The sequence below is a fragment of the Brevibacterium pigmentatum genome (genome assembly GCF_011617465.1).
Classification (GTDB): domain Bacteria; phylum Actinomycetota; class Actinomycetes; order Actinomycetales; family Brevibacteriaceae; genus Brevibacterium; species Brevibacterium pigmentatum.
The window spans coordinates 1503488-1527080 of the sequence record NZ_CP050153.1 but is presented as its reverse complement, the minus strand read 5'-3'; the positions used below and the strand labels follow the sequence as shown (position 1 = coordinate 1527080).

29 protein-coding genes and 1 riboswitch are annotated in these 23593 nt (G+C 65.0%); of the genes, 9 read left to right on the top strand and 20 right to left on the bottom strand.

All coding sequences use genetic code 11. From position 1 onward, the window contains the following. Positions 1-68 precede the first annotated feature (68 nt). Positions 69-677, top strand: a complete 609-nt coding sequence (locus GUY30_RS06880) for a TetR/AcrR family transcriptional regulator (RefSeq protein ID WP_208091500.1) — start codon at positions 69-71, stop codon at positions 675-677. Positions 678-723: 46 nt separating this feature from the next. Here the strand turns inward: GUY30_RS06880 and GUY30_RS06875 are convergent, their stop codons facing one another. From GUY30_RS06875 to GUY30_RS06865, 3 genes are read right to left on the bottom strand one after another with little or no spacing between them, the layout of a single operon-like run. Beyond that, the gene (locus tag GUY30_RS06875) at positions 724-1938 is read right to left on the bottom strand and encodes an alpha-hydroxy acid oxidase (protein WP_167195425.1); all 1215 of its coding nucleotides are present in this window, start codon (positions 1936-1938) and stop codon (positions 724-726) included. Positions 1939-1985: 47 nt separating this feature from the next. After that, on the bottom strand, positions 1986-2660 hold the full coding sequence (locus GUY30_RS06870; RefSeq protein WP_266096056.1) for a response regulator transcription factor: 675 nt from the start codon (positions 2658-2660) through the stop codon (positions 1986-1988). 8 nt (positions 2661-2668) lie between these two features. Beyond that, entirely contained in the window at positions 2669-3859 is a 1191-nt protein-coding gene (locus GUY30_RS06865; RefSeq protein WP_167195423.1) for a sensor histidine kinase, read from the bottom strand. A gap of 153 nt (positions 3860-4012) precedes the next feature. Between GUY30_RS06865 and GUY30_RS06860 the strand changes: the two genes are divergently transcribed. Beyond that, the gene (locus GUY30_RS06860; RefSeq protein ID WP_167195421.1) at positions 4013-5263 is read left to right on the top strand and encodes a DedA family protein; all 1251 of its coding nucleotides are present in this window, start codon (positions 4013-4015) and stop codon (positions 5261-5263) included. Here GUY30_RS06860 and GUY30_RS06855 read toward each other — a convergent pair. Together GUY30_RS06855 and thiE are read right to left on the bottom strand one after the other, a co-directional pair. Beyond that, positions 5217-6182: a ketopantoate reductase family protein gene (locus GUY30_RS06855; RefSeq protein ID WP_167195419.1), complete on the bottom strand. Its 966-nt coding sequence runs from the start codon at positions 6180-6182 to the stop codon at positions 5217-5219. The genes GUY30_RS06860 and GUY30_RS06855 overlap by 47 nt on opposite strands. Beyond that, on the bottom strand, positions 6179-6862 hold the full coding sequence (gene thiE, locus GUY30_RS06850; protein WP_228281780.1) for a thiamine phosphate synthase: 684 nt from the start codon (positions 6860-6862) through the stop codon (positions 6179-6181). Before thiE ends, GUY30_RS06855 begins: the two co-directional genes overlap by 4 nt. A gap of 11 nt (positions 6863-6873) precedes the next feature. Further along, positions 6874-6977, top strand: a riboswitch (TPP riboswitch). Here thiE and thiO point away from each other — a divergent pair. The 4 genes from thiO (at position 6967) to moeB (ending at position 10379) form a co-directional block, all read left to right on the top strand. Continuing rightward, on the top strand, positions 6967-8169 hold the full coding sequence (gene thiO, locus GUY30_RS06845; RefSeq protein WP_167195413.1) for a glycine oxidase ThiO: 1203 nt from the start codon (positions 6967-6969) through the stop codon (positions 8167-8169). (Overlaps the previous riboswitch by 11 nt.) Continuing rightward, positions 8166-8423, top strand: a complete 258-nt coding sequence (gene thiS / locus GUY30_RS06840) for a sulfur carrier protein ThiS (RefSeq protein ID WP_167195410.1) — start codon at positions 8166-8168, stop codon at positions 8421-8423. Before thiO ends, thiS begins: the two co-directional genes overlap by 4 nt. Before the next feature lies 1 nt (position 8424). Beyond that, positions 8425-9192, top strand: a complete 768-nt coding sequence (locus tag GUY30_RS06835) for a thiazole synthase (RefSeq protein ID WP_167195407.1) — start codon at positions 8425-8427, stop codon at positions 9190-9192. Then, positions 9189-10379, top strand: coding sequence for a molybdopterin-synthase adenylyltransferase MoeB (gene moeB / locus GUY30_RS06830; RefSeq protein ID WP_167195404.1), 1191 nt, complete (start codon positions 9189-9191; stop codon positions 10377-10379). The genes GUY30_RS06835 and moeB overlap by 4 nt, the downstream gene beginning before the upstream one ends. A 101-nt stretch (positions 10380-10480) precedes the next feature. Here the strand turns inward: moeB and GUY30_RS06825 are convergent, their stop codons facing one another. Continuing rightward, positions 10481-10990: an SRPBCC family protein gene (locus GUY30_RS06825; RefSeq protein WP_167195401.1), complete on the bottom strand. Its 510-nt coding sequence runs from the start codon at positions 10988-10990 to the stop codon at positions 10481-10483. Positions 10991-11013: 23 nt separating this feature from the next. On the opposite strand from GUY30_RS06825, the gene GUY30_RS06820 reads away from it, so the two are divergent. After that, positions 11014-11658: a mismatch-specific DNA-glycosylase gene (locus GUY30_RS06820; RefSeq protein ID WP_167195397.1), complete on the top strand. Its 645-nt coding sequence runs from the start codon at positions 11014-11016 to the stop codon at positions 11656-11658. Here GUY30_RS06820 and GUY30_RS06815 read toward each other — a convergent pair. The 11 genes from GUY30_RS06815 to GUY30_RS06765 all read right to left on the bottom strand — a co-directional run bounded on the left by GUY30_RS06815 (position 11655) and on the right by GUY30_RS06765 (position 20233). After that, positions 11655-12284 carry a thymidine kinase gene (locus tag GUY30_RS06815; protein ID WP_167195394.1) on the bottom strand — a complete coding sequence of 210 codons (630 nt, stop codon included), beginning with the start codon at positions 12282-12284 and terminating at the stop codon, positions 11655-11657. The two genes, GUY30_RS06820 and GUY30_RS06815, sit on opposite strands and share 4 nt — an antisense overlap. Beyond that, on the bottom strand, positions 12277-12957 hold the full coding sequence (locus GUY30_RS06810; RefSeq protein WP_167195391.1) for a PepSY domain-containing protein: 681 nt from the start codon (positions 12955-12957) through the stop codon (positions 12277-12279). Before GUY30_RS06810 ends, GUY30_RS06815 begins: the two co-directional genes overlap by 8 nt. Before the next feature lie 103 nt (positions 12958-13060). Beyond that, on the bottom strand, positions 13061-13522 hold the full coding sequence (locus GUY30_RS06805) for a VOC family protein (protein WP_167195388.1): 462 nt from the start codon (positions 13520-13522) through the stop codon (positions 13061-13063). 11 nt (positions 13523-13533) lie between these two features. Continuing rightward, positions 13534-14106 carry a DinB family protein gene (locus tag GUY30_RS06800; RefSeq protein ID WP_167195383.1) on the bottom strand — a complete coding sequence of 191 codons (573 nt, stop codon included), beginning with the start codon at positions 14104-14106 and terminating at the stop codon, positions 13534-13536. Positions 14107-14166: 60 nt separating this feature from the next. Continuing rightward, positions 14167-14808, bottom strand: coding sequence for a hypothetical protein (locus GUY30_RS06795; protein WP_167195380.1), 642 nt, complete (start codon positions 14806-14808; stop codon positions 14167-14169). 59 nt (positions 14809-14867) lie between these two features. Continuing rightward, a complete protein-coding gene (locus GUY30_RS06790; RefSeq protein WP_167195377.1) occupies positions 14868-15404 on the bottom strand; it encodes an HXXEE domain-containing protein in 537 nt (178 codons plus the stop codon). 91 nt (positions 15405-15495) lie between these two features. Then, entirely contained in the window at positions 15496-16905 is a 1410-nt protein-coding gene (locus GUY30_RS06785; RefSeq protein WP_167195373.1) for an ATP-binding cassette domain-containing protein, read from the bottom strand. Position 16906: 1 nt separating this feature from the next. Next, on the bottom strand, positions 16907-17743 hold the full coding sequence (locus GUY30_RS06780; protein ID WP_167195370.1) for an energy-coupling factor transporter transmembrane component T family protein: 837 nt from the start codon (positions 17741-17743) through the stop codon (positions 16907-16909). Further along, a complete protein-coding gene (locus tag GUY30_RS06775) occupies positions 17740-18618 on the bottom strand; it encodes a histidine kinase (protein ID WP_167195367.1) in 879 nt (292 codons plus the stop codon). The genes GUY30_RS06780 and GUY30_RS06775 overlap by 4 nt, the downstream gene beginning before the upstream one ends. Further along, positions 18615-19748 carry a nucleoside hydrolase gene (locus GUY30_RS06770; protein ID WP_167195364.1) on the bottom strand — a complete coding sequence of 378 codons (1134 nt, stop codon included), beginning with the start codon at positions 19746-19748 and terminating at the stop codon, positions 18615-18617. The genes GUY30_RS06775 and GUY30_RS06770 overlap by 4 nt, the downstream gene beginning before the upstream one ends. A 26-nt stretch (positions 19749-19774) precedes the next feature. Continuing rightward, positions 19775-20233, bottom strand: a complete 459-nt coding sequence (locus tag GUY30_RS06765) for a DUF2695 domain-containing protein (protein ID WP_167195361.1) — start codon at positions 20231-20233, stop codon at positions 19775-19777. Positions 20234-20352: 119 nt separating this feature from the next. Here GUY30_RS06765 and GUY30_RS06760 point away from each other — a divergent pair, with 119 nt between their 5' ends. Next, the gene (locus GUY30_RS06760; RefSeq protein ID WP_167195358.1) at positions 20353-21258 is read left to right on the top strand and encodes a carbohydrate kinase family protein; all 906 of its coding nucleotides are present in this window, start codon (positions 20353-20355) and stop codon (positions 21256-21258) included. On the opposite strand, the gene GUY30_RS06755 is transcribed toward GUY30_RS06760, so the two are convergent. The 3 genes from GUY30_RS06755 to GUY30_RS06745 all read right to left on the bottom strand — a co-directional run bounded on the left by GUY30_RS06755 (position 21209) and on the right by GUY30_RS06745 (position 22724). Beyond that, positions 21209-21685 (bottom strand): SRPBCC domain-containing protein, encoded by a 477-nt coding sequence (locus GUY30_RS06755; RefSeq protein ID WP_167195355.1) that lies wholly within the window; start codon positions 21683-21685, stop codon positions 21209-21211. The two genes, GUY30_RS06760 and GUY30_RS06755, sit on opposite strands and share 50 nt — an antisense overlap. Positions 21686-21710: 25 nt before the next feature. Beyond that, positions 21711-22043 carry a VOC family protein gene (locus GUY30_RS06750; RefSeq protein WP_167195352.1) on the bottom strand — a complete coding sequence of 111 codons (333 nt, stop codon included), beginning with the start codon at positions 22041-22043 and terminating at the stop codon, positions 21711-21713. A gap of 189 nt (positions 22044-22232) precedes the next feature. Beyond that, entirely contained in the window at positions 22233-22724 is a 492-nt protein-coding gene (locus GUY30_RS06745) for a winged helix-turn-helix transcriptional regulator (RefSeq protein WP_167195349.1), read from the bottom strand. Between the two features lie 119 nt (positions 22725-22843). On the opposite strand from GUY30_RS06745, the gene GUY30_RS06740 reads away from it, so the two are divergent. After that, positions 22844-23482, top strand: a complete 639-nt coding sequence (locus tag GUY30_RS06740) for a dihydrofolate reductase family protein (protein WP_167195346.1) — start codon at positions 22844-22846, stop codon at positions 23480-23482. The last annotated feature ends 111 nt before the right edge of the window (positions 23483-23593 follow it).

Below are 23593 nucleotides of genomic sequence, written 5' to 3'. Positions count from 1 at the left end.
GGTCCAAACGGTAACACCGTTTGGACCAGATGGTCCATAGACGGGCCGACAATTGTTAGACTGACGTCGTGTACGAGACAGCGTTGGCGCGTATGCGCCCCGAGAAGCGCGCTGCGCTCATCGATGCCGCAGCGAGGGAATTCGCTTCGCGGACGTTCGAGGAGGCGTCGCTCAATCGCATCATCGCCACCTGCGGGATGAGCAAGAGCTCCTTCTACCACGTCGTCGATTCGAAGGACGACCTCTTCGCCCTCGTCGTTGCCGATCTCGCCGCATCCGCCCGCCGGTTCTGGACACCGCCGGCTCCGGAGACTTTCTCAGACGGATTCTGGGACCGAGCACGCTCGGTCTGGGTCAACATCGCGCGCACATGGCCGGAGAGCCCGGAGCTCACGCGTCTGTGGCACATCGCCTATGCGAATGCGGACAGTCCCGCAGTCCGGGAGCTCGCCGGCCATGTCGAAGAGTGGGTGCGCGCCGTACTCATCGTCGGGCGTGGGGCCGAGGCGATCGATGCTGATTGTCCACTCGAGCTCCAGACCCTGTCGGTGTTCTCACTGCTGCGCACTTTCGATGAAAGAGCTCTGACACTGACGGAGGACGACAGCGCGGCCGTCGATCCGGCGGAGATCTCGGTCCATCAGTTCCGACTGCTCACACGTCTGCTGCAGGCCTGACCGAGACTCACAGGGAGTCGGCTGGCAGCTCCCGGTCTGAGGCCGCTCACTGGGGCAGGCCGCGAACGAGTTCGGGGCCGAGGTCGGAGATGCTGCGGGCGCCCATGAGTCCCATGGCGGTGAGGATCTCCTGCTGGATGAGGGCGATCGCCCTCTGGACTCCTCGCTCACCGCCGGCCATAAGGCCATAGAGATACGCCCTGCCGATGAGCACGAAGTCCGCCCCGGCACACAGTGCGGCGACGACGTCGGTGCCGGACATGATCCCGGAGTCGAAGATCAGCTCCATCTCCGGTCCGACCTCCGCACGAACTTCGGCCAGTGAGGTCAGCGAGTCCGGAGCCCGATCAAGCTGACGGCCGCCGTGATTGGAGACGACGAGTCCATCGGCTCCGACGGATTGGGCGCGCTGGGCATCCTCGGCGGTGAGAATGCCTTTGACGAACAGTCGCCCGTTCCACTGTTCGCGGATCCACCGCAGGTCATCGAGGTCGAGAGTCGGATCGAACATCGTTGCTGTCATCTCCGCCAGGGACTGGGAGGTGTTCGACAGTGACGCGTACTTCGGCGGTTCGGTGGTGAGGAAATTGAACCACCAGCCGGGGCGATAGGAGGCGTCGAGGATGGTCCCCAGCGTCAGACGGGGTGGGATCGTCAGACCGTTGCGGTGATCACGCAGACGCTGACCGGTGATCGGGGTGTCGACGGTGACCAGCAGGGTCTCGTATCCGCTGGCGGCGGCCCGCTGGATCAGGTCGAGGCTGCGCTGCCGGTCCTTCCACAGGTAGAGCTGGAACCACCGGGTGGAATCCGGTGCCGCCTGCGCGACGTCTTCGACAGAGGTGGTGCCCATCGTCGACAGTGAGAACGGGATTCCGGCCTTAGCCGCCGCACGCACTCCGGCGACTTCGCCTTCGGAGTGCATCATGCGTGTGTATCCGGTCGGGGCGATGCCGCAGGGCAGTGCGGTTCGGGTGCCGGCGATCGTCGTCGACGTGTCCGGGGCGTCGACTCCATGGAGGATTCGGGGCAGCAGCTCGACGTTGCCCAGCGCGTCACGGTTCTTCGCCAATGTCCGTTCATCCAGAGCGGCACCGTCGACATAGTCGAACGGAGCCGTCGGCGTCACGCGCTTGGCGATGCGGCGGAGGTCCCAGATGTCTGCGGCCGACTCCAACCTCGCGGCGACTCGGTCGAGGCGGGGCAGGTCGAACTGGAGCAAGGGGGCGAGCTCTTTGAGATCAGGCAGTCGGCGTTTCATTTCTCTCCTCATTCTCGGCCCAGGTGGCGGTTCTCGGTCCGATCCTTTCACTCCCGGTTGAGGTAGGCGAGCACTGCCTCGACGCGGCGGCTCGTCGTCTCCCCCGCTTGGAGGCCGAGTTTGTCGAAGATCGCGCTGATGGCCTTCTCGACGGAGCTGACCGAAACGAAGAGTCGCTCGCCGATACCCCGGTTCGACAGTCCTTCGGCCATCGCTTCGAGCACTTCGCTTTCCCGCGGAGTGAGGGTCGACAGCGTGTTCTGCCTCTCCGAGGTGGTGAGCAGCTGACGGACGACGTCGGGGTCGATGACCGTTCCGCCCTCGGCAATCCGATGGACCGAATCGAGGAACCGGTCGATGTCGGTCACCCGGTTCTTCAACAGGTAGCCGACGCCCACGGACTCGGTGCTCAGCAGCTCTGTCGCATACTCGCGCAGCACGTATTGGCTGAGCACAAGCACGCCGATGTCAGGAAAACGCCGTTTGATGGCCAACGCCGCCTCCAGCCCTTCGGTGGTGTGGGTCGGCGGCATCCGCACGTCGACGATCGCCAGGGTCGGTCGCAGCTCGGCGACCGCCCGCAGCAGCTCGCTCCCGTCTCCGACGGACGCGACGACGCTGATCCCTTCGTCTTCGAGGAGACTGCGGACGCCTTCACGCAGCAGCACCGCATCATCAGCGAGGACGACGCGCATCTGGTTCTCCGTCTGTATCTCTGTCATGGTCACCTCTAGCTCTTCTCACTTTTCATGCTGCCCATCTGTGCTTCGGTACCGAGCGGGATCCGGGCGCTCACCGTCGTGCCCGTGCCCTCTGCGGATTCAACATCGAGACTCCCGTCGAGGGCACCGACCCGTCGTGCTAGCCCTTGGAGTCCTCCCCCGCGCGGATCCGCTCCGCCGCGGCCGTCATCGGAGATGGTCACTGTCAGTGCCGTCTGCGCCTCGGCGACGATGCTCACCGTGATCTCGGTCGCCTCGGCGTGTTTGACGACGTTCGTCACGGCCTCACGAACAACGAAGTAGGTCGCGGATTCCACTGCGGGCGGAAATCTGCCTTCCGGCACGGTCTGGAGGGTCAGCGGTACGGGGCTGCGCCCGGCGATCCGCTCGAGCACGGGCCGAAGCCCATGCTCATCCAGCGCTGTGGGATAGACCCGCCAGGCGACTTCCCGCATCTCGTCGATGAGGTCCTGGGACTGGACCAGCGCATCGTCGAGCAGGGATTCGGTCTTCACCGGATCCGAGGCCCTCCTGGCGCGCGCGATGAGCACAGACAGGGACACGACGTTCTGCTGCACGCCGTCGTGCAGGTCGCGTTCGATCCGGCGTCGTTCCTCGTCGATGGCGAGCACGACTCCACGGCGGGTCGTCAGCAGTTCGCTGATGCGGGTGTAGACGGCGAAGGGGCGCTCCACCTCGACGAAATGTGCGTCGATGCGGCCGTGCGCCCAGCTGGCTGCCTCGGCCAGAGCGACGGTTCCGATGAGGTTCGCCGCCCCGTAGAGGACACCGACGAAGAGCGTCGGCTGGGAGATCGACCACATGTCGAACCCGATGTTGACGGCTCCCCCGATGAAGAATCCTTGGAAGAGCGAACCGAGTGTGACGACGAAGAATCCGCCGAGGAGATTCGCTGTGGGGATGATGGCGAGACCTGCGACGAGGGCGTTGCCGAGCAGGAATCGCCGTTTCATCGGTGCAGATGCGAGGACGAGTCCGAATCCGCGGGAGTGCCGGGCGAGTTCCCAGCCCCGGACTCTCGTGGCCATGCGTGAGGTGGGCGGGAGAACGGAGGTGATGACAAGCGGCAGGCACAGCAGACCGCCCCATACGACGGCGAGGACGGACCGCGTCCACCGCGCGGCGAACATCCGTACTTCGGGAGGAAGGCGGGTGGACAGCGCGCTCGGCCAGGGCATGAATCGATCGTAGCAACGCCGATCGCCGACTCACAGGGGTTCGACCCCAGTCTCGGATTCCGGTTTTCCGCAACGGCACCTGCCGGTAGACCGCACCGACTGTGTGCCCGACCGCGTACCGACCTTCCCGCCCGCTGTCTAGCTTGGATAAGTATGGATCTCGCACTCGAGCTGCTCACTGCCTCTCTCACCTCTCCGTGGGTGTACCTGCTCATCGCCCTGGCCGCGGCTCTGGACTCGCTCGTGCCGATTGTGCCCTCGGAGACTCTGCTCATCACCGCTGCGACCTTCGCCGCGACGGGGCAGCCGCACCCAGCAGGGCTCGTCCTCGCCGCTGCGTCCGGAGCTCTCCTCGGCGATCTGGCGGCTCATCTTGTCGGCCGTTTCGCTGCGACCGGGATCGGACGGTGGCGACGGTGGTCCCGAATTGAGAAGCTCCTCGACTCCGCCCACACGGCTTTCTCTCGCCGAGGCGGGACTGTGCTCATCGCCGGTCGGTTCGTTCCCGGAGGCCGCAGTCTGGCGACCATCGGCTCCGGCCTGCTCGGGTTCCCGATCCGAAGCTTCCTGCTCTGGGACGGAGTCGGAAGTCTGGCCTGGGCGCTCTATTCGACGGGAATCGGACTCATCGGGGGCACGCTCTTCGAGAACCGGCCGCTGCTCGGGGTCGCCGTCGGCATCGGAATCGCCCTGGCCATCACCAGCAGCGTCGAACTCGCCCGACGCTTGCAGAGCATGCGCCGGCGCCGCCGCACACGCAGCAGGCGCCGCACCCGCAGCAGGAGTCGATTCGACAATCTCCGAGGCCGAGATGTCATGATGGAGAGGATGTCTCAAACACATGTGTGGTACGTCAGCTACGGATCGAACATGGCCCGCGATCGGCTCGCCTGCTATCTGCAGGGCGGGCGACCGCCCGGTGCGAAGGTGACCTATCCGGGCGCCAGAGACAGCACCCTCCCCCAGGCAGAGGCCGGGATCGAGCTGCCCGGGACGATCTACTTTGCCGGAGAGTCGAAAGTCTGGGGCGGTGGCATGGCCTTCTACGACCATTCCGTCCCCGGACCGACACCGGCCAAGGCCTACCTCATCACTGCCGAGCAGTTCGCCGATGTCGCGGCTCAGGAGATGAATCGGCCGCCCGAACCCGACAGTCCGCTGGAGCGGCTCGTCTTCGACCTGCCCTCAGGCAGCTCACATTCTGTGGGCCCCGGCGGTTACGAGACGCTGCTCGTCCTCGATGATGTCGACGGCGTCCCCATGGTCACATTCACCGCAGCCCACGGTTCGACCGACACCGAACACACTCAGCCGCAGGAGCCATATCTGGCGATGCTGCGCACGGGCACGGCTGAAGTCAGGACCGCTTCTGGGCTTCCCCTGCCCGCAGCTGCACAAGTGTGAGGTCGAGCAGAGGAGTCGGCACTCCCAGCTCAGCAGCCTTGAGCGCCATGTCGCCGAGGATGTGCTCCGTTTCGCTCGGCAGCCCAGCCGTCACATCCCGGTAGAGGGATGAGGTGAAGGCCGAACCGTCCTCGGTGAGCATCTGCAGCGTCATGTCGTGAGAGGCCTCCGACACCGGGTGTCCGGCCGCGGCCGCCACGGCTTCGAGTTCGTCGATGATGGCGTGCACGTGCGATCTGCCGCCTGCTGCCATGATCGCCCCGACCGGGGCGCGGAACAGACAGGTGACGACTCCCGCGGCGGCGATGAAGGTCCACTTCTCCCACAGCCCGTCGATGACTCCATCGACGATCTGGAGTTTGAATCCGCGGACGTCGAGGGCCTCGGAGATTCGCGTGGGTACGGCCGCGCCGTGAAGTTCGCCGATGGTCATCACCGCAAGGTCGGTGAGCTGGACGACGGCTCCGTCTCTGATCGTGCCAACGATCTTGACGAACCCGCCGAGCACCTGCCCGGGGTACCTGTTCTGAAGCTTCTCGATCTGGGCCATGCCGTTGAGGAACGGGATGATGGTCGTCTGCTCTCCCACAGCCGGTCCGATATCGTCGATGACCGAGTCGAGTCCACCCGCTTTGACCGCGACGAGGACGAGGTCGAAGGTCCGCGTTGAGGCACTGAGCTCCTCGGCGGTGATGACATCGACCTGGTTCGTCCGATCGGCACCGGGAGCGGTGAAGCGCAGTCCGTCCGCGCGGACCGTCGCCGCCCGAGCCTGCCGGAGCAGGAACGTGACATCGCGCCCGGCTTCCTGCAGATAGGTGCCGAATGCTCCGCCGGTGGCGCCTGCCCCGGCGATGAGAATCGACAGGTCGGCACCTGCACCGCTTCCGGTGGATGTGCTGTCAGCTGCTGGGGTCATTCCAACTCCTCCGTGAGCACCCGTGCGGCCGCAGCGGGGTCGTCTGCCGAGGTTATCGCACGGACGACGACGGCACGGTTCGCGCCCGCCTGCCGGATCGCGTCCAGTCTCTCCCCTGCCGCGATGCCGCCGATCGCGAACCACGGTTTGCTCGCCTCGGCGGCGGCAGCGGTCAGCAGTGCCGTCCCCACTGCGGCACGGCCGGGTTTCGTCGGGGTCTCCCAGACCGGCCCGACGCAGAAGTAGTCGGTCTCCGTGTCCGCCTCGGCGGCGAGCGCCTGCTCGAGGGAATGAGTGGAGCGTCCGAGGATGACGTCGGGGCCGAGCACGGCCCGGGCCTGACTGCTGGTGAGATCTCCCTGACCGACGTGGAAGACATCGGCGTCGGTGAGCAGTGCGACATCGGCGCGGTCGTTGACGGAGAAGAGTTTGCCGTGGCGTGCGGCGACATCCCTGAGGACTTCCAATGCTGCGATCTCGGCGCGGGCCTCGAGGCTCTTGTCCCTCAGCTGGATGATGTCGACTCCCCCACGGTAGGCGGCGTCGAGGAACTCGGCGAGGTCGCCTTGAGCGGCCCGGGCATCGGTGCACAGGTAGAGCGACGCTTCGGCCAAACGGGCCTGCCTCCAGGCTCTCTTCGTCTGCCGCGCTGCGGTGCGCGGTGGCATCTGTGTGGTCATGGTCATAGAGTAGAGGAGTTCGCGGGAGCCTCCCAACGAGGCTGAGAGGGCTTAAGAGCCGACCGTCAGACCTGATGCGGATCATGCCGCCGGAGGGAGAAGCTGTGAGAGTCATTGTCGTCGGCGCCGGAATCATCGGCCTGTCCACGGCCTGGTACCTGCGCCGCCTCGGTGCCGAAGTCACCATCATCGATCCTGTCCCCGCGTTGGGGGCGAGCCATGCCGCCGCGGGGATGATCGCTCCCGCCGCCGAGGTGGTGTGGGGGCAGACTCCCCTGTACCCGTTGATGCAGGCCTCGGCGCAGATGTACCCGGAGTTCGCTGCCGAGGTGGCGAGCGCTGCCGCGGTCGACCTCGGCTTCACGGATGCCGGAACTCTCGTGTGCGCCGGAGACAGTGCCGATCTGCAGGCACTGCGAGAGCTGCGCGAAGCTCAGTCGCGGTCCGGTTTCGCCACCGAAATCATCACCGGCAGCGCTGCCCGCCGGGTCGAACCGTCGCTCTCACCTGCTGTGGCCGGTGCCGTGCACATTCCTGGCGATCGGTCGATCGATCCGCGTCGGGTCTCCGCCGCTCTGCTGTCTGCCGTGACGAGTGAATCAGGGTTCCTCCTCATTCGGCAGCGGGCAGTCGAGCTGCTGAAGGACGGTGATGTGACAGTGGGCGTCGCGCTGAGCGACGGTCGTCGGGTGGAAGCCGATCAGGTGATCCTCTGTGCCGGCAGCACCAGCAATGCGATCGCCGGTGCACCGCAGCTGCCTCTCCGGGAAGTCTGGGGTGATGTGCTGCGACTGCGTGCCCCCGCCGAGGCGACTCCCCTGCTGACTCGCACCATCCGCGGGCTGGTCAGCGGCCGCTCCGTCTACCTGGTTCCTCGCCCCGACGGAGAGATCGTCCTCGGCGCCAGTTCTCGCGAGGACGGACTCTCCGGCACCCCAGCCGGAGCGGTCCACCGACTGCTCGCCGACGGACAGCGATTGGTCCCGGGCATCCTCGATGCGGAGATCGCCGACATCACCACCCGAGCCCGGCCCGGCTCTCCCGACGACCTGCCGTTCATCGGACGCATCGATTCCGGCTGCGTCGTGAGCACCGGGTACTTCCGGCACGGCGTCCTCTTGGCCCCATTCGGCGGCAGGCTCGGGGCCGAACTCGCTCTGGGTGCCGTCTCCGACTGGATTCCTGAGGGAGCGGCCGAGTCCGTGTCCCCACACCGCTTCACCACCGAAACCACCTCTGCCTACCCGAACCACAGCCCTGCCTATTCGAACTACAACCCTGCCCACTCAACGAGGAGCATGTCATGACCGACCGCGAACACCCACCGACCATCGTCCTCAACGGCGAACATCATGAGCTCTCCGGTGCCACCTCGGCGCTCGACCTCATCGCCGACGTCACCGGACGGGAACTGCAGGCTGACGGGTCACCGGCCGACGGCGGACGTCTGGGCATCGCCCTGGCGGTCGACGGCGAAGTGATCCGTCGCGGTGCCTGGTCCGGGTTCGCCCTGGCCGACGGGCATACCGTCGACATCGTCACCGCAGTGCAGGGAGGCTGACATGAGCTGGACGATCGATGACGTGGAGATGAAGTCTCGCCTCGTGATGGGCACGGGTGGAGCGAGCTCCCTGAGCATCCTCGAAGATGCCCTGGTGGCATCGGGGACCGAGCTGACCACGGTGGCGATGCGCCGCTTCGACGCCGAGTCGAGAGACTCGGTCTTCACCATGCTCCAGCGTTTGGGAATCCGAGTGCTGCCGAACACCGCCGGCTGCTACACCGCCCGGGATGCCGTGCTCACTGCCCGCCTGGCCAGGGAAGCCCTGGAGACGAACTGGGTGAAACTCGAGGTCATCGCCGACGAGGACACGCTGCTGCCCGACCCCATCGAACTCTTCTCCGCGGCCGAGGAACTCGTCCTCGACGGATTCACGGTCTTCGCCTACACGAACGACGATCCGGCTCTGGCGAAACGCCTGGAGGATGCCGGGGTGGCGGTGGTGATGCCGGCCGGTGCACCGATCGGCAGCGGACTGGGCATCCTCAACCCCCACAACATCGAAACCATCGTCTCCCGTGCGCAGGTGCCCGTGATCCTCGACGCCGGTGTCGGCACCGCCTCGGATGCGGCTCTGGCGATGGAGCTCGGGTGCACTGCGGTGCTGCTGGCCTCGGCCGTCACCCGCGCCCACGACGCTCATGCCATGGCCCGGGCGATGGCCTTGGCCGTCGAGGCCGGGTATCTGGCGGCCGGAGCCGGGAGGATACCCAAGCGACCCTTGGCGTTGGCTTCATCGCCGTTCGCCGGAATGGTCGCAGCACAATGAGCACCGCTTCCACCGCTCTGCCGACACTTCCGCCTCTCGTCGAACCCGTGGAATCCCTGTCCCCGGCGGAGCTGGAACGCTACTCCCGACATCTCAGCCTGCCGGGATTCGGACTGGAGGGGCAACGGCGTCTGCGGGCCGCCTCGGTGCTGGTCATCGGGGCCGGCGGACTCGGGTCTCCGGTACTGAACTATCTCGCGGCAGCCGGGGTCGGCTCGATCACGGTCATCGACGATGACGTGGTGGAGACGTCGAACCTGCAGCGTCAGGTCATCCACCGGGATGCCGATGTGGGCCGACCGAAGGTCACCTCAGCTGCTGATGCCCTGCACCGGCTCGATCCGAATATTGCGGTACGCACGATCGAAGGTCGGCTGACCCCGGAGAATGCACTCGAGCTCTTCGCCGACCACGATGTCGTCCTCGACGGTGCAGACAATTTCGCCACCCGGTACCTGTCCAATGATGCCGCCGAACTCACCGGGACCCCATTGGTGTGGGGCACGATCTTCCGCTTCGCCGGTCAGGTGAGCACGTTCGTTCCCGGCCACGGGCCGATGCTGCGCGACCTGTTCCCGGATATCCCGGAGCCCGATTCGGTGCCCAACTGTGCCGAGGGCGGGGTCCTCGGCGTGCTGTGCGGAACCGTGGGCTCGGCGATGGCGACCGAGGCGATCAAACTCATCTGCGGAATCGGTGCTCCATTCATCGGCCGGCTGCTGCGATATGAGGCGTTGACCGGAGAGTATTCGACTCTGCGGTTCTCCCCCGATCCCGACCGTCCCGCGGTCACCGATCTCACCGAGGTGGCCGCCGCCTGCGCAGCCGTTCCGCGCCTTGGCCAGGCGCCTGGTCCCGCGACGGACGAAATCGACGTCGCGGAGTTTCGGTCCAGTGACGGCGATGTGGTCGTCGTGGATGTGCGTGAGGACTGGGAACGCGAACTGGCTTCCATCCCCGGTTCGGTGCATCTGCCCCTCGGCGACGTTCGAGACGGCGGGTGGCAGGCGCTTGAGTCGGTGCTCGGCGGCTTGGGCCGGCAGGCGTCACCTGTCGATATCGTCATCCACTGCAGGTCCGGGGCTCGATCGGCCGAGGCCGTCGAGATCCTGTCCGATTCGGTGCCGGCTGGGGTCCGACTGCGTTCCCTTGCCGGCGGCATCGATGCCTGGGCAGGGCAGGATTGAAGCCTCCGGCAGCTCGAAACGAGCTCAGGTCACGCGAAACTCGACAATAACGTCACCGTCGGCGTCTCTTTCGAGTTTCGCGTGACCTGAGGGGGTTCGGATCAGTGGCGGCCCAGTCCCGACAGTCTCCGACGCAGTCCCCGTTCGCCGGCCCGCATCACGAGCGCATGCATGAGTCCCGACAGCGGCCGCATCGCCCTGATCAGGGTTCTGTTCGTCGTCACACACCACAGCGCATCGATGACCGTCACACCCTCGAAGGCAGTCAGAGTCCACCGTCCTTCGCCGCGCAGATCGCCCTCTGATCGGAACCGGATGAGATTGGGTGCTTCGACCTCGTCGACCTCGATGGTGAAGCGCAGCGACCACCCGATCGGAGCGCGGACGAGTAGTCTGGCTCGGCTGCCGGGAGTCACGGAGATATCGGCTGCATCGTCATGTCCGACCCCGACCCGTTCGGCAGCGGTCAGTCCCGTCCACCATTCCGGCCACTGATCCACCCGTTCGAGAACCGCCCATACCGACTCGATTCCGGCGTCGACGATCCACCGTTCGTCGAAATGGAAGGCGGCAGATTCTCCAGCCAGTGGGGTGACATGATCGTGGCTCATGGTACGACGGTAGTGTGCAAGGTGTGAGTGAGGACAAATTCGTCAGCAATCGTCGGCCATCGCCTCTGGGCGGCCGCAAACCGACCAAGGACGACCTGGCGCCGTTCGCGACGGACGATCCGAATGCGATCGACGATATCCTGCCGGCCGATTCCTCCGGACTGAAGATGCTCATCGTCGGCATCAATCCCGGCCTGTGGACGGCTGCGGTGAATGCCCCGTTCGCGCGCCCCGGCAATCGTTTCTGGCCGTCTCTGCATCAGGCGGGTCTCACCGATCACCAGGTCGATGCTTCGTGTGGGCTCGATCCCGCGGATGAGCAGCAGCTCCTCAGCCGTGGAATCGGCTTGACCAACCTCATCGGTCGCGCCACTGTGCGTGCCGACGAACTCTCCCGGCAGGAGCTGCGTGAGGGTGCGGCTCACCTCATCGACCGCCTTGCCGCTATCCGGCCCTCTGCGGTGGCGATCGCCGGGATCACCGCGTTCCGCACCGGGTACCGGCTGCCGAAGGCTCAGCTCGGGCGTCAGGATACGTCGCTGATCGAGGGGTGGCCGGCCGATGTGGCGCTGCATGTGGTGCCGCAGCCGAGCGGGCTGAACGCCCACTATCAGATACCGGATCTCGCGCGGATCTGGCGTGAGGTCTGGGACAGCATCGACGACTAGGCCTCTTGGCCGGCTCCGGTGAAGTGCTGCCGACAGCGCGCGACATAGGTATCCAGCCCACCGATATGACTGGCGTCGATCGTGGTCGCGGCCAGAGTCGCGGCAGGGTTCTGAGCGCCAGTCGCCGAATCTGAGCCGATCGGGCTCCCCGTCTGCTCCAGTCGTTGGTGGAACACAGCGTCTTTCCCGCAGACGGTGCACACAGCAGTGAGTCTGAGGACGTCTTCGGCCACGGCCATGAAGCTCGGCAGCGGCTCGAACGGCTGCCCGTCGAAGGTCACGCACAGTCCTTCGACGATGACGTCGATTCCCTGTCGGAGGAGTTCGTCGACTGCGGGGACGAGGTCCTGACCGAAGAACTGGGCCTCATCGATGGCGATGAGGTCATAGTCCTTCTGCCTGGCCGCCTCGGCGAGAGACGCGACGTCACCGAGCGGCACTGCGGGGATATTCACCCCGGTGTGCGACGTGATCGTCGAGATGTCCGAACGGGTGTCAAGAGAGTGGGACACGACGAGGACATCGACTCCGGCGATCGTGGCTCGCCGGACCCTGCGCATCAGCTCTTCGGATTTTCCGGAGAACATGGGTCCGGCAATGACCGTGAGGCGGCCGGAGTCAGTCATCGACGCTGACTCGCTTGGATTCGGTGTCGACGGTGACCTCCGTGTCTTCGCCGCCCTTCTCGAAGTCGAACTGGTACTCCTGCTTGTCATCGTCGAATTCGAGCTTCCAGCTCACGAGCTTTCCGTCGGCCTTCTTCCGCGCACGCTTGAGAGCGTCGTCGAAGGTCATCGGTTCATTGAGGTCGATGGCCTTCTCTCTGTCGTCGGCGTCGTCTGTGTCCTCGCTGACGACCTTGCCGGTTTCGGCATCGATGTCGACATCGTGGTCGGTCTTGCCGTCGAGGACGGACACGTCGTACTGCCAAGCCTCGTCCTTGTCGTCCCAGTCGAGCTCGATGCTGTGAACGGTTCCGCCCCCGACCTTCTCCTTCGCCTTCTTGATCGCGTCTTCTGCACTGATCGCCGGCGAATCCTCGGCGAGGTCGGCATCGGCGCTGAGGCCCTGACCGGACGGGTCCTGAGCCGCGGTCTTCTTCTCGTCGTCTTGGTCGTCCTGATCGTCTGTGTCGTCGTCGGTGGCCGCGCTCTGGTCGTCGTCTTCGGCAGAGCCGGCCGGGGCCGATTCGCTTGCCGCGGGTGAGTTCTGAGCATCGTCGGATCCGCTTCCGGGATCACTCCCGCCGCACCCGGCCAGGCCGAGCGTGAGTGCCGCAAGTCCTGCCACTGTACTCATTGCCATGCGATTCGTCTTCATGGCTGCCACGCTAGCAAGCGAACGGCTCACACCAGAGGTTTCTGAGAACAATCTCATCTGGTCAGACGTCCACAACCGGTGGTCAGTCGAGACAGAATTCGTTGTCTTCGGGGTCGGCCATGACGATGAATCCGTGTTCCAGGGGCGGGTCCGGGTCGATTCGGCGAAGCCGGGTCCCTCCGAGTTCCAACAGCCGATGGCATTCGGCCTCGAGCGCGTCCATCCGTTCATCGCCATCGAGTCCGGGCGCAGTCCGAACGTCGAGGTGCAGGCGGTTCTTCACTGTTTTGGGCTCGGGCACGGTCTGGAAGAAGATACGGGGACCGACTTGGTCCGGGTCATCGATCGCAGCGCGCATGTTTTCGGGACCGAGTTCGATTCCGAGGTCGGCGATGAACTTCTTCCAAGCGGCGAATGGATCCTCATCTTCTCCGAGTCGTACCCCTGGAGGGCCGGGGATGATGTAGCCGAGCGCCTCGGCCCAGAATCGGGCGAGCTTCTCGGGATCGTGGCAGTCGACGGTGATCTGGACTGTTCGGCTCATTGTCTGACTCCCTATTGTCCGGTTCTGTCGTCGATGCATTCGCGCAGCAGATCAGCGTGCCCACAGTGGCGGGCATATTCTTCGATGCGGTGGACGAGGAACTCACGCACCGCAATGTCTTCACGGCCGACGTGTGTGCCGAGGTCGTCGTGTCGGCTGACTTCGGCGTCGGTGGCGGCCTGTTCCTGTTCGAGCCGGTCGAAGGCGTCGACCAGGACGGCGTCGTCGGGGTCGGGCGGAATTTCACTGAGGTCGAATGCGCCGTCCAAGCTCCCGTAGATCGGAGGTTCGGGTTCGCCGTCCGTGATCCAGTTCCGCCAGTCTCTCTCCACGTCGGTCATGTGTCGGACCAGCCCGAGCAGTGACATCGTCGACGGTGGGACAGAGAGCCTCACCATCTGTTCAGGAGTGAGGCCCTGACATTTCATATCCAGTGTCAGCCGGTAGTCGTGGAGATAGCTCAGCAGTGTGGCGAGTTCTCCGTGGGGACTGTGCCCGTCGGTGTTGCGGGGATCGTCGTCGGGATCGACCCACATATCGGGGTAGACGGTGGCAATGCTCCAACGCCGCGGTGAGGTGGACATGGTGGCCATTCTTCTCCGGTGGGTGTCTGCGCACCAGGGTTGAGGACGATTTGTCAGGGTTCAGACAGCCAGTTGCACATCGAGTTCGAACAGGCTGGGGGTCTCTTCTCGGATTGCGGCTCCGAAGGCGAGCGCACCGCCGAAGAGGGCTTCGATCGTGTCGACCGTCTGCAGCACTCGGTCCCGGGAGAACTCGGGAATGAGCTCGCCGTGTTTGAGGTACCCCTTGAGTGAGCCCGAGGCGGCGGCCCTCACCCCGAGTCTTCCGGCGATGAGCCAGGTGATGCATTCGATTTCGAAGCGCACCTGGGCGGCCTCGGTCTGTGTCTCCGCCGATGCCGCTCGGAGGTCTGGCCGTGGCCCGAGGTGGCCGGAGATGGCAAGGGCGAGTTCGGTGAGGAGATGAGTGAGTATGACGGAGGCGCTGCGTGTCTGCGGAAGATCGTCCGGCAGCAGATTCTTCCGGTGCAGCGTGTTGATGACTCTGTGCAGTCCGTCCCACGTGGGTGGGCCAGGTGCCGGCAGAGGATTGAGAACATCGGTCGTGACGTCGGGCTGGTGTTGCGCGATGCGGGCCGCCTCGACCGCGGAGAGCTGAGGGGACCGACGGATGGCGGCGAGCAGCCGATCCCATGGCATCGGCGGCTGATGGTCGAGCTCCTCGATGCTGTAGGAATCGATTGGGTGCGAGTTCTGATCCATGTCCTGACGGTAGATGCAGCCCCTGACACGAGATTCAGTGCCGACCGACGTCCGCCTGATCAGGCATCTGCATCTGCAGAGGCTGCGCAGCCCCGCGACCGCCGGAGACGACACCTTCGACTTCTGAGCAGGGACAGCCAGTCGATGCGGACGAGGACGTGAGCAGCCAGCGCCACCGAGCCCATGGTCGGTGCCCCACAACGCCAGTCGGCGGCGGTCAGCGGCTTGCCGAGCGCAGCGAGTTCTCGTCGCGCGTACGCAGCGCCCGGCCACATGATCGGCACCGCCGTGAGCACCCCTGAGGTGTATCGGCGCGCCACCGCTGCCGAGAGCAGATGAGTGAACACGTGGGTTTCGAGACCGGCGACAGAGGACCGATAGAACCGGGAGTCACCTCGCGTTCGCACCCCGCGGATTCCGGCAGCGGCGAGCGCAGCCCCGACCAGGCCGATCGCGGCCACGCTCTGCTTCGTCGTCATCCGCAAAGCGTCGATTCCGGTGAGGTCGGCCACATAGTCGGCCGACGCGGGGAAGGTCAGTGTCTCCTCAGCATCGTGGAGGGCCCACGCGGCGAACAGCACTATCGGTCCGCGCATTGCGTTCCTTTCAGACGACGGTCCTCACAGTCTCATTGCACCATGCAATCGCCTAGAAGTACCGTCGCTTCGCTGCTCGGCACTCCCCTGCTCATCTTCGGTGGGCCCGCCCGTCGACCAGACGCAGTCGGTGGTGCGCGGACTCGTGCGCCCACCGTTGGTCGTGTGTGCTCGCCAGGACGGCACCGCCCCCGCTGAGGAATCGCTCGATGATCGCATTCAGCCGGGTCATCGCGGCCAGGTCGCGTCCGATCGTCGGTTCGTCGAGCAGCAGCACCGAGGCTTCGGTCATCAGTGCCGAGGCGATGACGACGTCTTTGCGTCGGGGCACGTCGAGGTCGAAGGGGTGTTCGTCGGCGACCTCGGTCAGATCCGCCTCGGCGAGGACGGTGTCCACGTCTGACCGGCGTTGGTCGCGCACTTGAGAGCGGTCTCTTCGCCGATGTGGCGGAAGTGGCGCGGCGTGCAGCAGTTCGCGTGCCACTGTGGCGGCGAAGAGCTGCAGTCCCGGGTCCTGCCCCACCCACCCGAGGTGGGCGCTGCGGGCGTGGGTGGGCAGCGTGTCTATCCTGGTCATCTCGCCGAGGCGGCTGACCGTGATCGTGCCCGTCACGGTCGCGGACCGGCCGAGCAGACCGAGGAGGGCGCGCAGGAGCGTGGATTTTCCGACCCCGTTGGCTCCGGTGACGGTGGTGAGTTCGCCGGGCCGCAGATCGAGGTCGAAGCCGTCGAGGATGCGTCTGCGTCCCCGGTCCACGGTGAGGTCGCGAACAGTGAGCAGGGCATCTGACTGGCTGCTCACTGTCTTCGAGTGGGTCGCGGCGTCGTCGGCGAGGCTGTCCCAGACACCACCGGTTCGGGTCGGTGCGGTCGCCGTCTGCAGACGTCCGGCGTCGAGGAAGTGGACCTCGTGGCAGATCCGAGTCAGTTCGTCGCCCTGATGGCCGGTGATGAGCACTGATCCTCCCCGGTCGCAGAATTCCTGCAGCACTGTCGCCAGACGCATTCGCATCTGCGGATCCAGAGATTGTGCGGGTTGGTCGAGAACGAGAAGGTCGGGCCCGGATGCAAGAATCCGTGCCAGCGCGACCAGCTGCCTCTGCCCGCCGGAGAGCGTGTCCAACCGGCGGCTCCACAGTTCGTCGATGCCGAGTTGTTCGAGCAGGTTCCGAGCTCGGCTGCGGGCTTCGGCCGGGTCGGATCCGTGCAGTCGACAGGCCAGCTGCGTCTCATCGCCGACGTGGCTGGTCATTCCGCTCAGCTGCGCTTCCGGATCATCTCCGAGCAGGGCCACCCGGCCGCCTCGGTCGATGGTGCCGGTCGTGGTGCCGCGGGAAGCGAGCTGTCCGGACAGCATGCGACACAGAGTCGACGTTCCCGATCCGAGTGGTCCGAGTACCGCGGTTATGGTTCCACCGGTGATGTCGAGGTTGATGCCGCTCAATGCGGCAGTGTCCTCCCCGTGATAGGTGAAGCCCGCGTCCGTGATCTCAACGGTCATGTCAGGCACCGCCGATCAGCTGAGCGGCACCCGGCAGCGGGAGGACTCCGATCACCGAGGCGACGACGAGTCCGAAAGTCACGAGCGGAGTCAGGATGCGCAGTAGGCGCTGCCCCGTCCCGTCCGTGTGGTCCTGGAGGTCGACCGTGCTCGCACTGGAATCGAGTCCGCTCACTTCGAGCACTTCGTGACGCTGATCGACGGTCAGCAGGATCGCGGTGACGAGTCCGACGACGATTCCCGGCAGCAGACGAATTCGCACTCGCCAGGAGTCGGTGGCCCAACCTCGGGCCTGTCTCGCTTCGATGATGTATCGGGTGCGTGCTCCGATCAGTGGGATGAGGCCGCTGGCCGAGGCACACACATAGGCGACTGCCGGTGGCAGTCGAAGTCGACGCAGGCCGTCGAAGAGGCGAGCGGAGTCAGTGCCGAGTCCGAACAGCACACACAGTCCGATCAGGCTGCTCACTCGCAGCCAGATTTGGACGGCGATGCTCAGTCCTTCCACGCTGAGGCGGGTGGGCCCGGCTTGCCAGAGTACGTGCACCTCGGTGCCGGGATAGAACAGTCCCTGCACGATGATGAGCACGACCAGAGTCGGCAGGCACAGCAGCCCCACAGTCATCGCCCATGTCCGCAGCCTTACGATCGGTGAGACCATCACGGTCACGAGCGACCCCGCCAAGATGATGGCGGGCACGATCGGAGACGGGATTCCGAAGACGAGCAACAGGCTGCAGGCAAGGATGACCAGTTCCGTGGCCGGGTGCAGACGACGCTTCGGACCGACGTCCTGGGCGGCGTTCGCGGTGTGCGTGTCGGTTGAGGCAGAGCTCATTCCGTCGGCTGTGCCGCTTCGACCGGTTTCGCTGGATCGGAGCCACGGGTCTTCGTCGCACGGGGCCGACTGTGGGCGGCGAACTCGTAGCGACCGATGATGCGTTTGGGCAGCGACCGGATGACGACATAGGCGAGGGCGAAGATGAGCGCTTTGTCGACGATGTCGGAGACCATGCTCTGGGCGAACGTGGCGTTGAACATCTCGAGGCCCGCAGCTTGGAGGATCGCGACGACTCCCCCGGTGCCGGCTCCCAGTCCGCCGCCGAAGACGTAGGCGGCGACGGGTGCCCCGATGGCACCGGCAGGTACACCGGCGACGGCGCCGACGATGACCGCGGTCCAGGGTGTGCGGAAGACTCCGAGTCGTGCTGCCCAACCAGCGGCGGCTCCGATGAAGGCGGCCCCGGAGCTGAAGGCGATGACGCTGGGGCTCAGGGTCACACCCCAGATGAGGTTCGAGATGATTCCGGTGAATGCTCCTGCTGCGGGTCCGGCCAGGACGCCGATGAGCACTGTTCCGATGGAGTCGAGGTAGAGGGGCACGGGCGTGTAGTTGCCGATGATCTGCCCGATGACGATGTTGAGAGCGATGGCGACCGGGATGAGCGCGAGGACGCTGCGGGGAATGAGCGGGAGGGTGCCAGCGGCGAGCAGGATGCCTCCGCCCAGATAGCCGAGCATGACCCACAGAGTGGTGTGGCCGAGGTCGACGCCGAGGTTGGCCGGTTGGGTCAGCAGCACGGCGACGTAGGTGCCGATGACGATGAGGGTGCCGAGCAGTGTGAGGGTGAGGGGAAGGGTGCGGTTGCGGTTTTGTCCGGGACCGACCGTGGTGGTCGGCCCCTGCCCAGACAGTCTGGAGTGTGCGGTCATGCGAGTGGTCCTTTCATCAAGGTGGTGCTGAGGTGGTCGAGGAATGCGGTGGCGTCGATGGTGCGGATGATCTCTGCATTCACGGGACGGCCCCACCGTCCCAGCCAATCGGCGACGGTTTCGCCTCGTGTGAGTGTACCCGTGAGTTCGACATCGACAGGTGCCCACCGAGTTGTCACCCACGGCAGTTGGCCTGCAGCTCCCCTGACGGGAGCCGTGGCGGTCGCTTCCCGAACGTCGGTGTTCGGCTCTTCGGGCTCCGCCCCGGTCGACGCACTGCTGATCTGTCGCGCCCAGGACAGTGCACAAGCGAGGACGAAGGGATCGTGGATATGGGCGAGGTAGCCGAGTCCGTCGGATTCGTGGAACTCGAAGTAGAAGCGCAGCGCCTCGGACAGCTCAGCCACCATCGCCTGCCACGGCTGGCCGGAGGCCTTGGCTCCGTTCCGGATTTCAGTGAGTCGGTCGGGTGTCATCTCCACGGCTTCGGTGGCTTCGATCGGGGCGATGACCGGCAGATGCTTGAGCCGACCGTTCGTGTGGGCAGTGCTGAAGGCAGAGAGGACCTTCGATGTGGATTCCGGGTCGAAGGTGACGTTCCATTCCGTCGTGGGGTGGGTGTTGCCGCGGTAGTTGAACGCTCCGCCCATGATGAAGAGACGTTTGAACAGACCCGGCAGCTCCGGGTCGATGTCGAGAGCGAGAGCGAGGTTCGTGGCCGGACCGATGACGACGCCGAGGAGCTGTCCGGGATGGGCATGGGCTGCATCGACCCACGCCTGTGCGGCGGACACCGAGCTCACCGGGTCGGTTGGGGCCGGCAAGTGCGCATACCCGCGCCCGGTCTCGCCATGGGTGAGGTCGGCGTACTCCAGTCCTTCGTCCGGCGCTGTCTGCGGAGTCTGTCGTGCCAGCGGAAGAGCGTGGCCGGCGTGGACGGGTATGTCGCTGCGGCCGGCCAGCGACAGCCATCCGCGGGTGTTCTCGACGACCTGTGAGGTAGCGACGTTGCCTCCGGAGGCGGCGATGCCGACGACGTCGACGTCGTTTTGGCAGCTCAGGTAGGCCAGCGCAATTGCATCGTCGATGCCGGGATCGCAGTCGAGGAAGAGCGGCAGTGTGGAAGGCATGATCCTATTCTGCCGGACGCGTGCGCTCACCACCGTCTGATCCGGGCCCAGTTTCCGCAGGCTTGGGTGGATCCTCGTCTCACCAGTCGGCAGCAGAGATAGAGCGTCGTCGAGGGAGGTTCGTCGATTCCGAACCGTTCTCTCATGTCGATCGCTTCCTCACTGCCGAAGGGAGTGCCGATGAGCTCACCGAACGGCATGCCGGTGATCCAGGGTTTGGATGCGAAGGTGAAGGCGTTGAAGAACATCTCACAGTCACAGCAGCAGGCACCCATCCTGCTCAACCGCGCGAGCAGCGCCGTGGCTCGTGGAGCCGTCCGGTCGCGGAAGCTCTCTGCGAAGCGATGAGTGCCGTTGCAGCCGAATTCGCCGAGTTGGCGGAACACATAGCAGGCCAGACATTCTCCGGGCCGAGGGGCGAAGACACGGGCGGTTTCCGCGTCGATGATCGTTCTGACGTCGTTGTCAATGGTGTTCTTGTCCATGACCACACAGTTCCAGACGGTGCTGACATGAAATGACGCAGATGCGTTCCACTCACCGATTTTCGTCCTATTCCTGCTGGTCACGGCCGGAGAATGTTTCTCACCTTAGAATCGTGCCCATGAGCATTCTCGTCATCGGTGAAGCCCTCATCGACATCGTCAGCACGAACGGCGCTCCCGACCGCTATGCACCGGGCGGAGCCCCGGCCAACGTGGCGCTCGGCCTGGGCCGCCTCGGTGACGATGTCGAGTTCCTCACCGATGTCGGTGATGACTTCCACGGCGGATTCCTTCTCGCCCACCTGCGGGAGTCCCAGGTCGACGTTCTCACCTCCCCGCGGGGCGCCACTTCCACGGCGCTGGCTCGACTCTCGGAGGACGGATCGGCCGAGTACGAATTCCAGCTGCGGTGGGATCCCGATTCATCGCTTCTCGGAAGAAACGCCCATTCCGTCCTGCATTTCGGGTCGATCGCGGCATTCCTGTCACCGGGTTCCGCCGTGATCGATCGGCACCTCGATGATGTCGCGGAGCAGTCAGATCAGCAGAGAGACAGACCCCTCGTCTCCTTCGACCCGAACATCCGGCCGTCGATCATCGGTTCCCACGAGGAGGCTCTGCCGCGGTTCGAAGCTCTCGCCCAGCGTGTCGATGTCCTCAAGCTCAGCGATGTCGATGCCGATTGGCTCTATCCCGACCTCGCCGAAGATGCTCAGATCGATCGTCTGCTCGGACTCGGTCCGTCACTGGTGGCGATGACTCGCGGAGGTGACGGTGCGATCCTGGCGACCGCCTCGGCGAGGGTGACGGCAGCTGCGGCTCAGGTCGATGTCACGGACACGATCGGGGCCGGGGACACATTCATGGTCTCCCTCATCCACGATCTGCATGCTCACGAGGCCGCGTTGTCCGATCTCAGCACGGCAGAGCTCATGAACCTGGGCGAACATGCAGCTGCGCTCGCCGCGATCACGGTCAGTCGCGAGGGCGCCGATCTTCCGTGGGCCGAGGATCTGACGAACTGAGGAATTCGTCGAGCTGCTGCAGGCAGATGTCGTGGCCGTTACGGTGGCCGTCGATCATTCCCTCACCGACTAAGGACACGACCTGGTCGACGAGTTCGATTCGGGTGCCTGTCGAGGTGGGGGTCAGGGTCCAGGTGATGATGGCAGTCGAGAGGATCTCATCGTCTCTGGTGAGAGTCTCAGTGGTCACGATATGACGCTCCGGCACGACCGCGCAGTACTGCCCGGTGGAGACGAACTCGAGCACTCCGGGTGACCCGCAGCGGGCGCGGATCGCTCCACCCGGACGGAATTCGTCGATGTCGCAGACCATCTCCTCTCCCTCGGGGACTCCCCACTGCACGCGCTGATCCGTGTCGGCGAAGGCGTTCCACACGTTCGAGGCCGGATGCTCGAATTCAGCGCCGAGGCTGATCGTTGCGGTCACTGGCGCACCCTGCTCGGATGCTGCCTCACTCACCGAAGAACACCACCTGATTTCCATCCGGGTCGGTGATCGGCAGGATGCGCTGTCCGCCACCGGGGCTCGGCTCGTCGTGGTCGATTCCGGTCACCCGCAGATGTTCGGCCATCTTGTCGAGATCATCCACGTCTAGGACCACGTTGGAGCATCCGGCTCGCTGCGGGTCCTCCCAGATCTGGACGCCGAACTTCTCGTCGAAGAGCCATTGGGCCAGCCCCGCCATCGGCTTGTCATCCGGCTGTCGCTCAAAGAGCCGGGAATACCATTCAGTCGCCTCCTTCTCGTCGGTGACAGCAATATTGGCCATGAGTCCAGTGATCACGATCGCTCCTTCGGGATCAGCACTGACAGTAAATGATTGCAGTTTGCAACTACTTACTCGATGAAACCACACCTCACTGGGTCGGACAAGGGAACCGTCGGAACGACCTCACACCGGCCGCGCCGCGATCCCCCGACCATTGGGGCTGGCCGCAACCGAGGTCGACGCCCGACTCAGTTTCCGGGAGTTTCAGCGTCCGGAGATCTCCGCCTCGTAAGCGGCCTGCAGTCGCTGTGAAGCCCGCGGGGCATCAGGGTGCGGGCGCAGCACGCCGAGGTGGGCTTCTCGGAGTTCGTCTATGAGACCGGTGACGAGCTGCGGGTCTTCTGCCATGAGTCTGGCTCGGATCGTCAGCTCCGGAGAGGTGTCGCGATGGGTCATCCCCCAGGCTCCTAGGGCGACCATGACCGGCAGGGTCTGGATTCCCGCCTCGGTGAGCGAGTACTTCGCCCTCTGTCCCCGGACCGCTTCCGCCTTTGTCAGCAGCCCTTCGTCGACGAGCTTCTTCAGGCGGCTGGAGAGCATGTTCGACGCAATGCCTTCGTTATTGGAGGTGAGCAGCTCTCGGAAGTGCCGGCGATCGCCGAAGATGATGTCACGCAGGACGATGAGCGACCAGTTGTCACCGAGGACTTCGACCGCGGCATTGATCGCGCATCCTGAGCGCGGCTGTGCGGGCATCGATCCACCTCCAGTGATTGCACTCTACAACTACTCGATCGTACACTGAGTCCACTTCCCCGGAACCGGCACCACCCAACCGACTGCAGACATCAGCGAACCATCACATTGGAGTGATCATGGCCAAAGCGAGTGTCAACAACCTCTTCGTCTCCCTCGACGGTTTCGCCGCCGGCGAGTTCGTCACCTTCGACCAGCCGATCGGTGAAGCTCAAGCGCTGTTCTCCTACTTCGACGGCCGCGGCATCGAGGGCGTGGACAAGGTCGACGCCCCGGTGACCGCAGACCGTGCCTTGTTCGCCATGTGGGGGCAGGGCATCGGGGCCGAGGTCATGGGCCGGAAGAAGTTCGGCCCCCAGACAGGGCCGTGGCCCGACGACGGCTGGCGCGGCTGGTGGGGTGAGGAACCGCCGTTCAAGACTCCGTGCTTCGTTCTCACTCATCATCCGCGGGAGCCGATGGAGTTCGACAACGGCACGAGCTTCCATTTCGTGGATGCTTCCCCAGCCGATGTCCTCGCCGAGGCGACCGCCGCCGCTGACGGCGGCAATGTCCGCATAGGCGGCGGTCCTTCGATGGTCAGACAGTTCCTTGCGGCCGGCCTCCTCGACTTCATGCACCTCGTCATCGTCCCCGTCACCCTCGGCCGCGGAGTCTGGCTCTGGGAAGGACTCGAGGGATTGGAGAAGGATTTCACGATCGAGACCATCACCACGGCCAGTGGTCTGACCCATCAACTGTGGAATCGAAAGGGTTGAACTTCACGCGCGGCACAAGACTGTTTCGATCGAAAGACCGCTGGCCTGTCGTCTCCGATCGGAGACGACAGGCCAGCGGGTTCGATTGGGGCTGAACCCGTGTGACTATTC

Bases quoted from the DNA above. Each gene is read 5' to 3' on its own strand.
- GUY30_RS06855 (WP_167195419.1), bottom strand. From the start codon at position 6,182: ATGACCCCAGCAGCTGACAGCACATCCACCGGAAGCGGTGCAGGTGCC.
- GUY30_RS06765 (WP_167195361.1), bottom strand. From the start codon at position 20,233: ATGGACAAGAACACCATTGACAACGACGTCAGAACGATCATCGACGCG.
- GUY30_RS06805 (WP_167195388.1), bottom strand. From the start codon at position 13,522: ATGAGCCGAACAGTCCAGATCACCGTCGACTGCCACGATCCCGAGAAG.
- GUY30_RS06865 (WP_167195423.1), bottom strand. From the start codon at position 3,859: ATGCCCTGGCCGAGCGCGCTGTCCACCCGCCTTCCTCCCGAAGTACGG.
- GUY30_RS06775 (WP_167195367.1), bottom strand. From the start codon at position 18,618: ATGACCGCACACTCCAGACTGTCTGGGCAGGGGCCGACCACCACGGTC.
- moeB (WP_167195404.1), top strand. From the start codon at position 9,189: ATGAGCACCGCTTCCACCGCTCTGCCGACACTTCCGCCTCTCGTCGAA.
- GUY30_RS06870 (WP_266096056.1), bottom strand. From the start codon at position 2,660: ATGACAGAGATACAGACGGAGAACCAGATGCGCGTCGTCCTCGCTGAT.
- GUY30_RS06785 (WP_167195373.1), bottom strand. From the start codon at position 16,905: ATGACCGTTGAGATCACGGACGCGGGCTTCACCTATCACGGGGAGGAC.
- GUY30_RS06810 (WP_167195391.1), bottom strand. From the start codon at position 12,957: ATGAGTACAGTGGCAGGACTTGCGGCACTCACGCTCGGCCTGGCCGGG.
- GUY30_RS06780 (WP_167195370.1), bottom strand. From the start codon at position 17,743: ATGAGCTCTGCCTCAACCGACACGCACACCGCGAACGCCGCCCAGGAC.
- GUY30_RS06815 (WP_167195394.1), bottom strand. From the start codon at position 12,284: ATGACTGACTCCGGCCGCCTCACGGTCATTGCCGGACCCATGTTCTCC.
- GUY30_RS06790 (WP_167195377.1), bottom strand. From the start codon at position 15,404: ATGCGCGGACCGATAGTGCTGTTCGCCGCGTGGGCCCTCCACGATGCT.
- GUY30_RS06860 (WP_167195421.1), top strand. From the start codon at position 4,013: ATGGATCTCGCACTCGAGCTGCTCACTGCCTCTCTCACCTCTCCGTGG.
- GUY30_RS06875 (WP_167195425.1), bottom strand. From the start codon at position 1,938: ATGAAACGCCGACTGCCTGATCTCAAAGAGCTCGCCCCCTTGCTCCAG.
- GUY30_RS06745 (WP_167195349.1), bottom strand. From the start codon at position 22,724: ATGCCCGCACAGCCGCGCTCAGGATGCGCGATCAATGCCGCGGTCGAA.
- GUY30_RS06740 (WP_167195346.1), top strand. From the start codon at position 22,844: ATGGCCAAAGCGAGTGTCAACAACCTCTTCGTCTCCCTCGACGGTTTC.
- GUY30_RS06760 (WP_167195358.1), top strand. From the start codon at position 20,353: ATGAGCATTCTCGTCATCGGTGAAGCCCTCATCGACATCGTCAGCACG.
- GUY30_RS06770 (WP_167195364.1), bottom strand. From the start codon at position 19,748: ATGCCTTCCACACTGCCGCTCTTCCTCGACTGCGATCCCGGCATCGAC.
- GUY30_RS06800 (WP_167195383.1), bottom strand. From the start codon at position 14,106: ATGTCCACCTCACCGCGGCGTTGGAGCATTGCCACCGTCTACCCCGAT.
- thiS (WP_167195410.1), top strand. From the start codon at position 8,166: ATGACCGACCGCGAACACCCACCGACCATCGTCCTCAACGGCGAACAT.
- thiE (WP_228281780.1), bottom strand. From the start codon at position 6,862: ATGACCACACAGATGCCACCGCGCACCGCAGCGCGGCAGACGAAGAGA.
- GUY30_RS06825 (WP_167195401.1), bottom strand. From the start codon at position 10,990: ATGAGCCACGATCATGTCACCCCACTGGCTGGAGAATCTGCCGCCTTC.
- GUY30_RS06795 (WP_167195380.1), bottom strand. From the start codon at position 14,808: ATGGATCAGAACTCGCACCCAATCGATTCCTACAGCATCGAGGAGCTC.
- GUY30_RS06835 (WP_167195407.1), top strand. From the start codon at position 8,425: ATGAGCTGGACGATCGATGACGTGGAGATGAAGTCTCGCCTCGTGATG.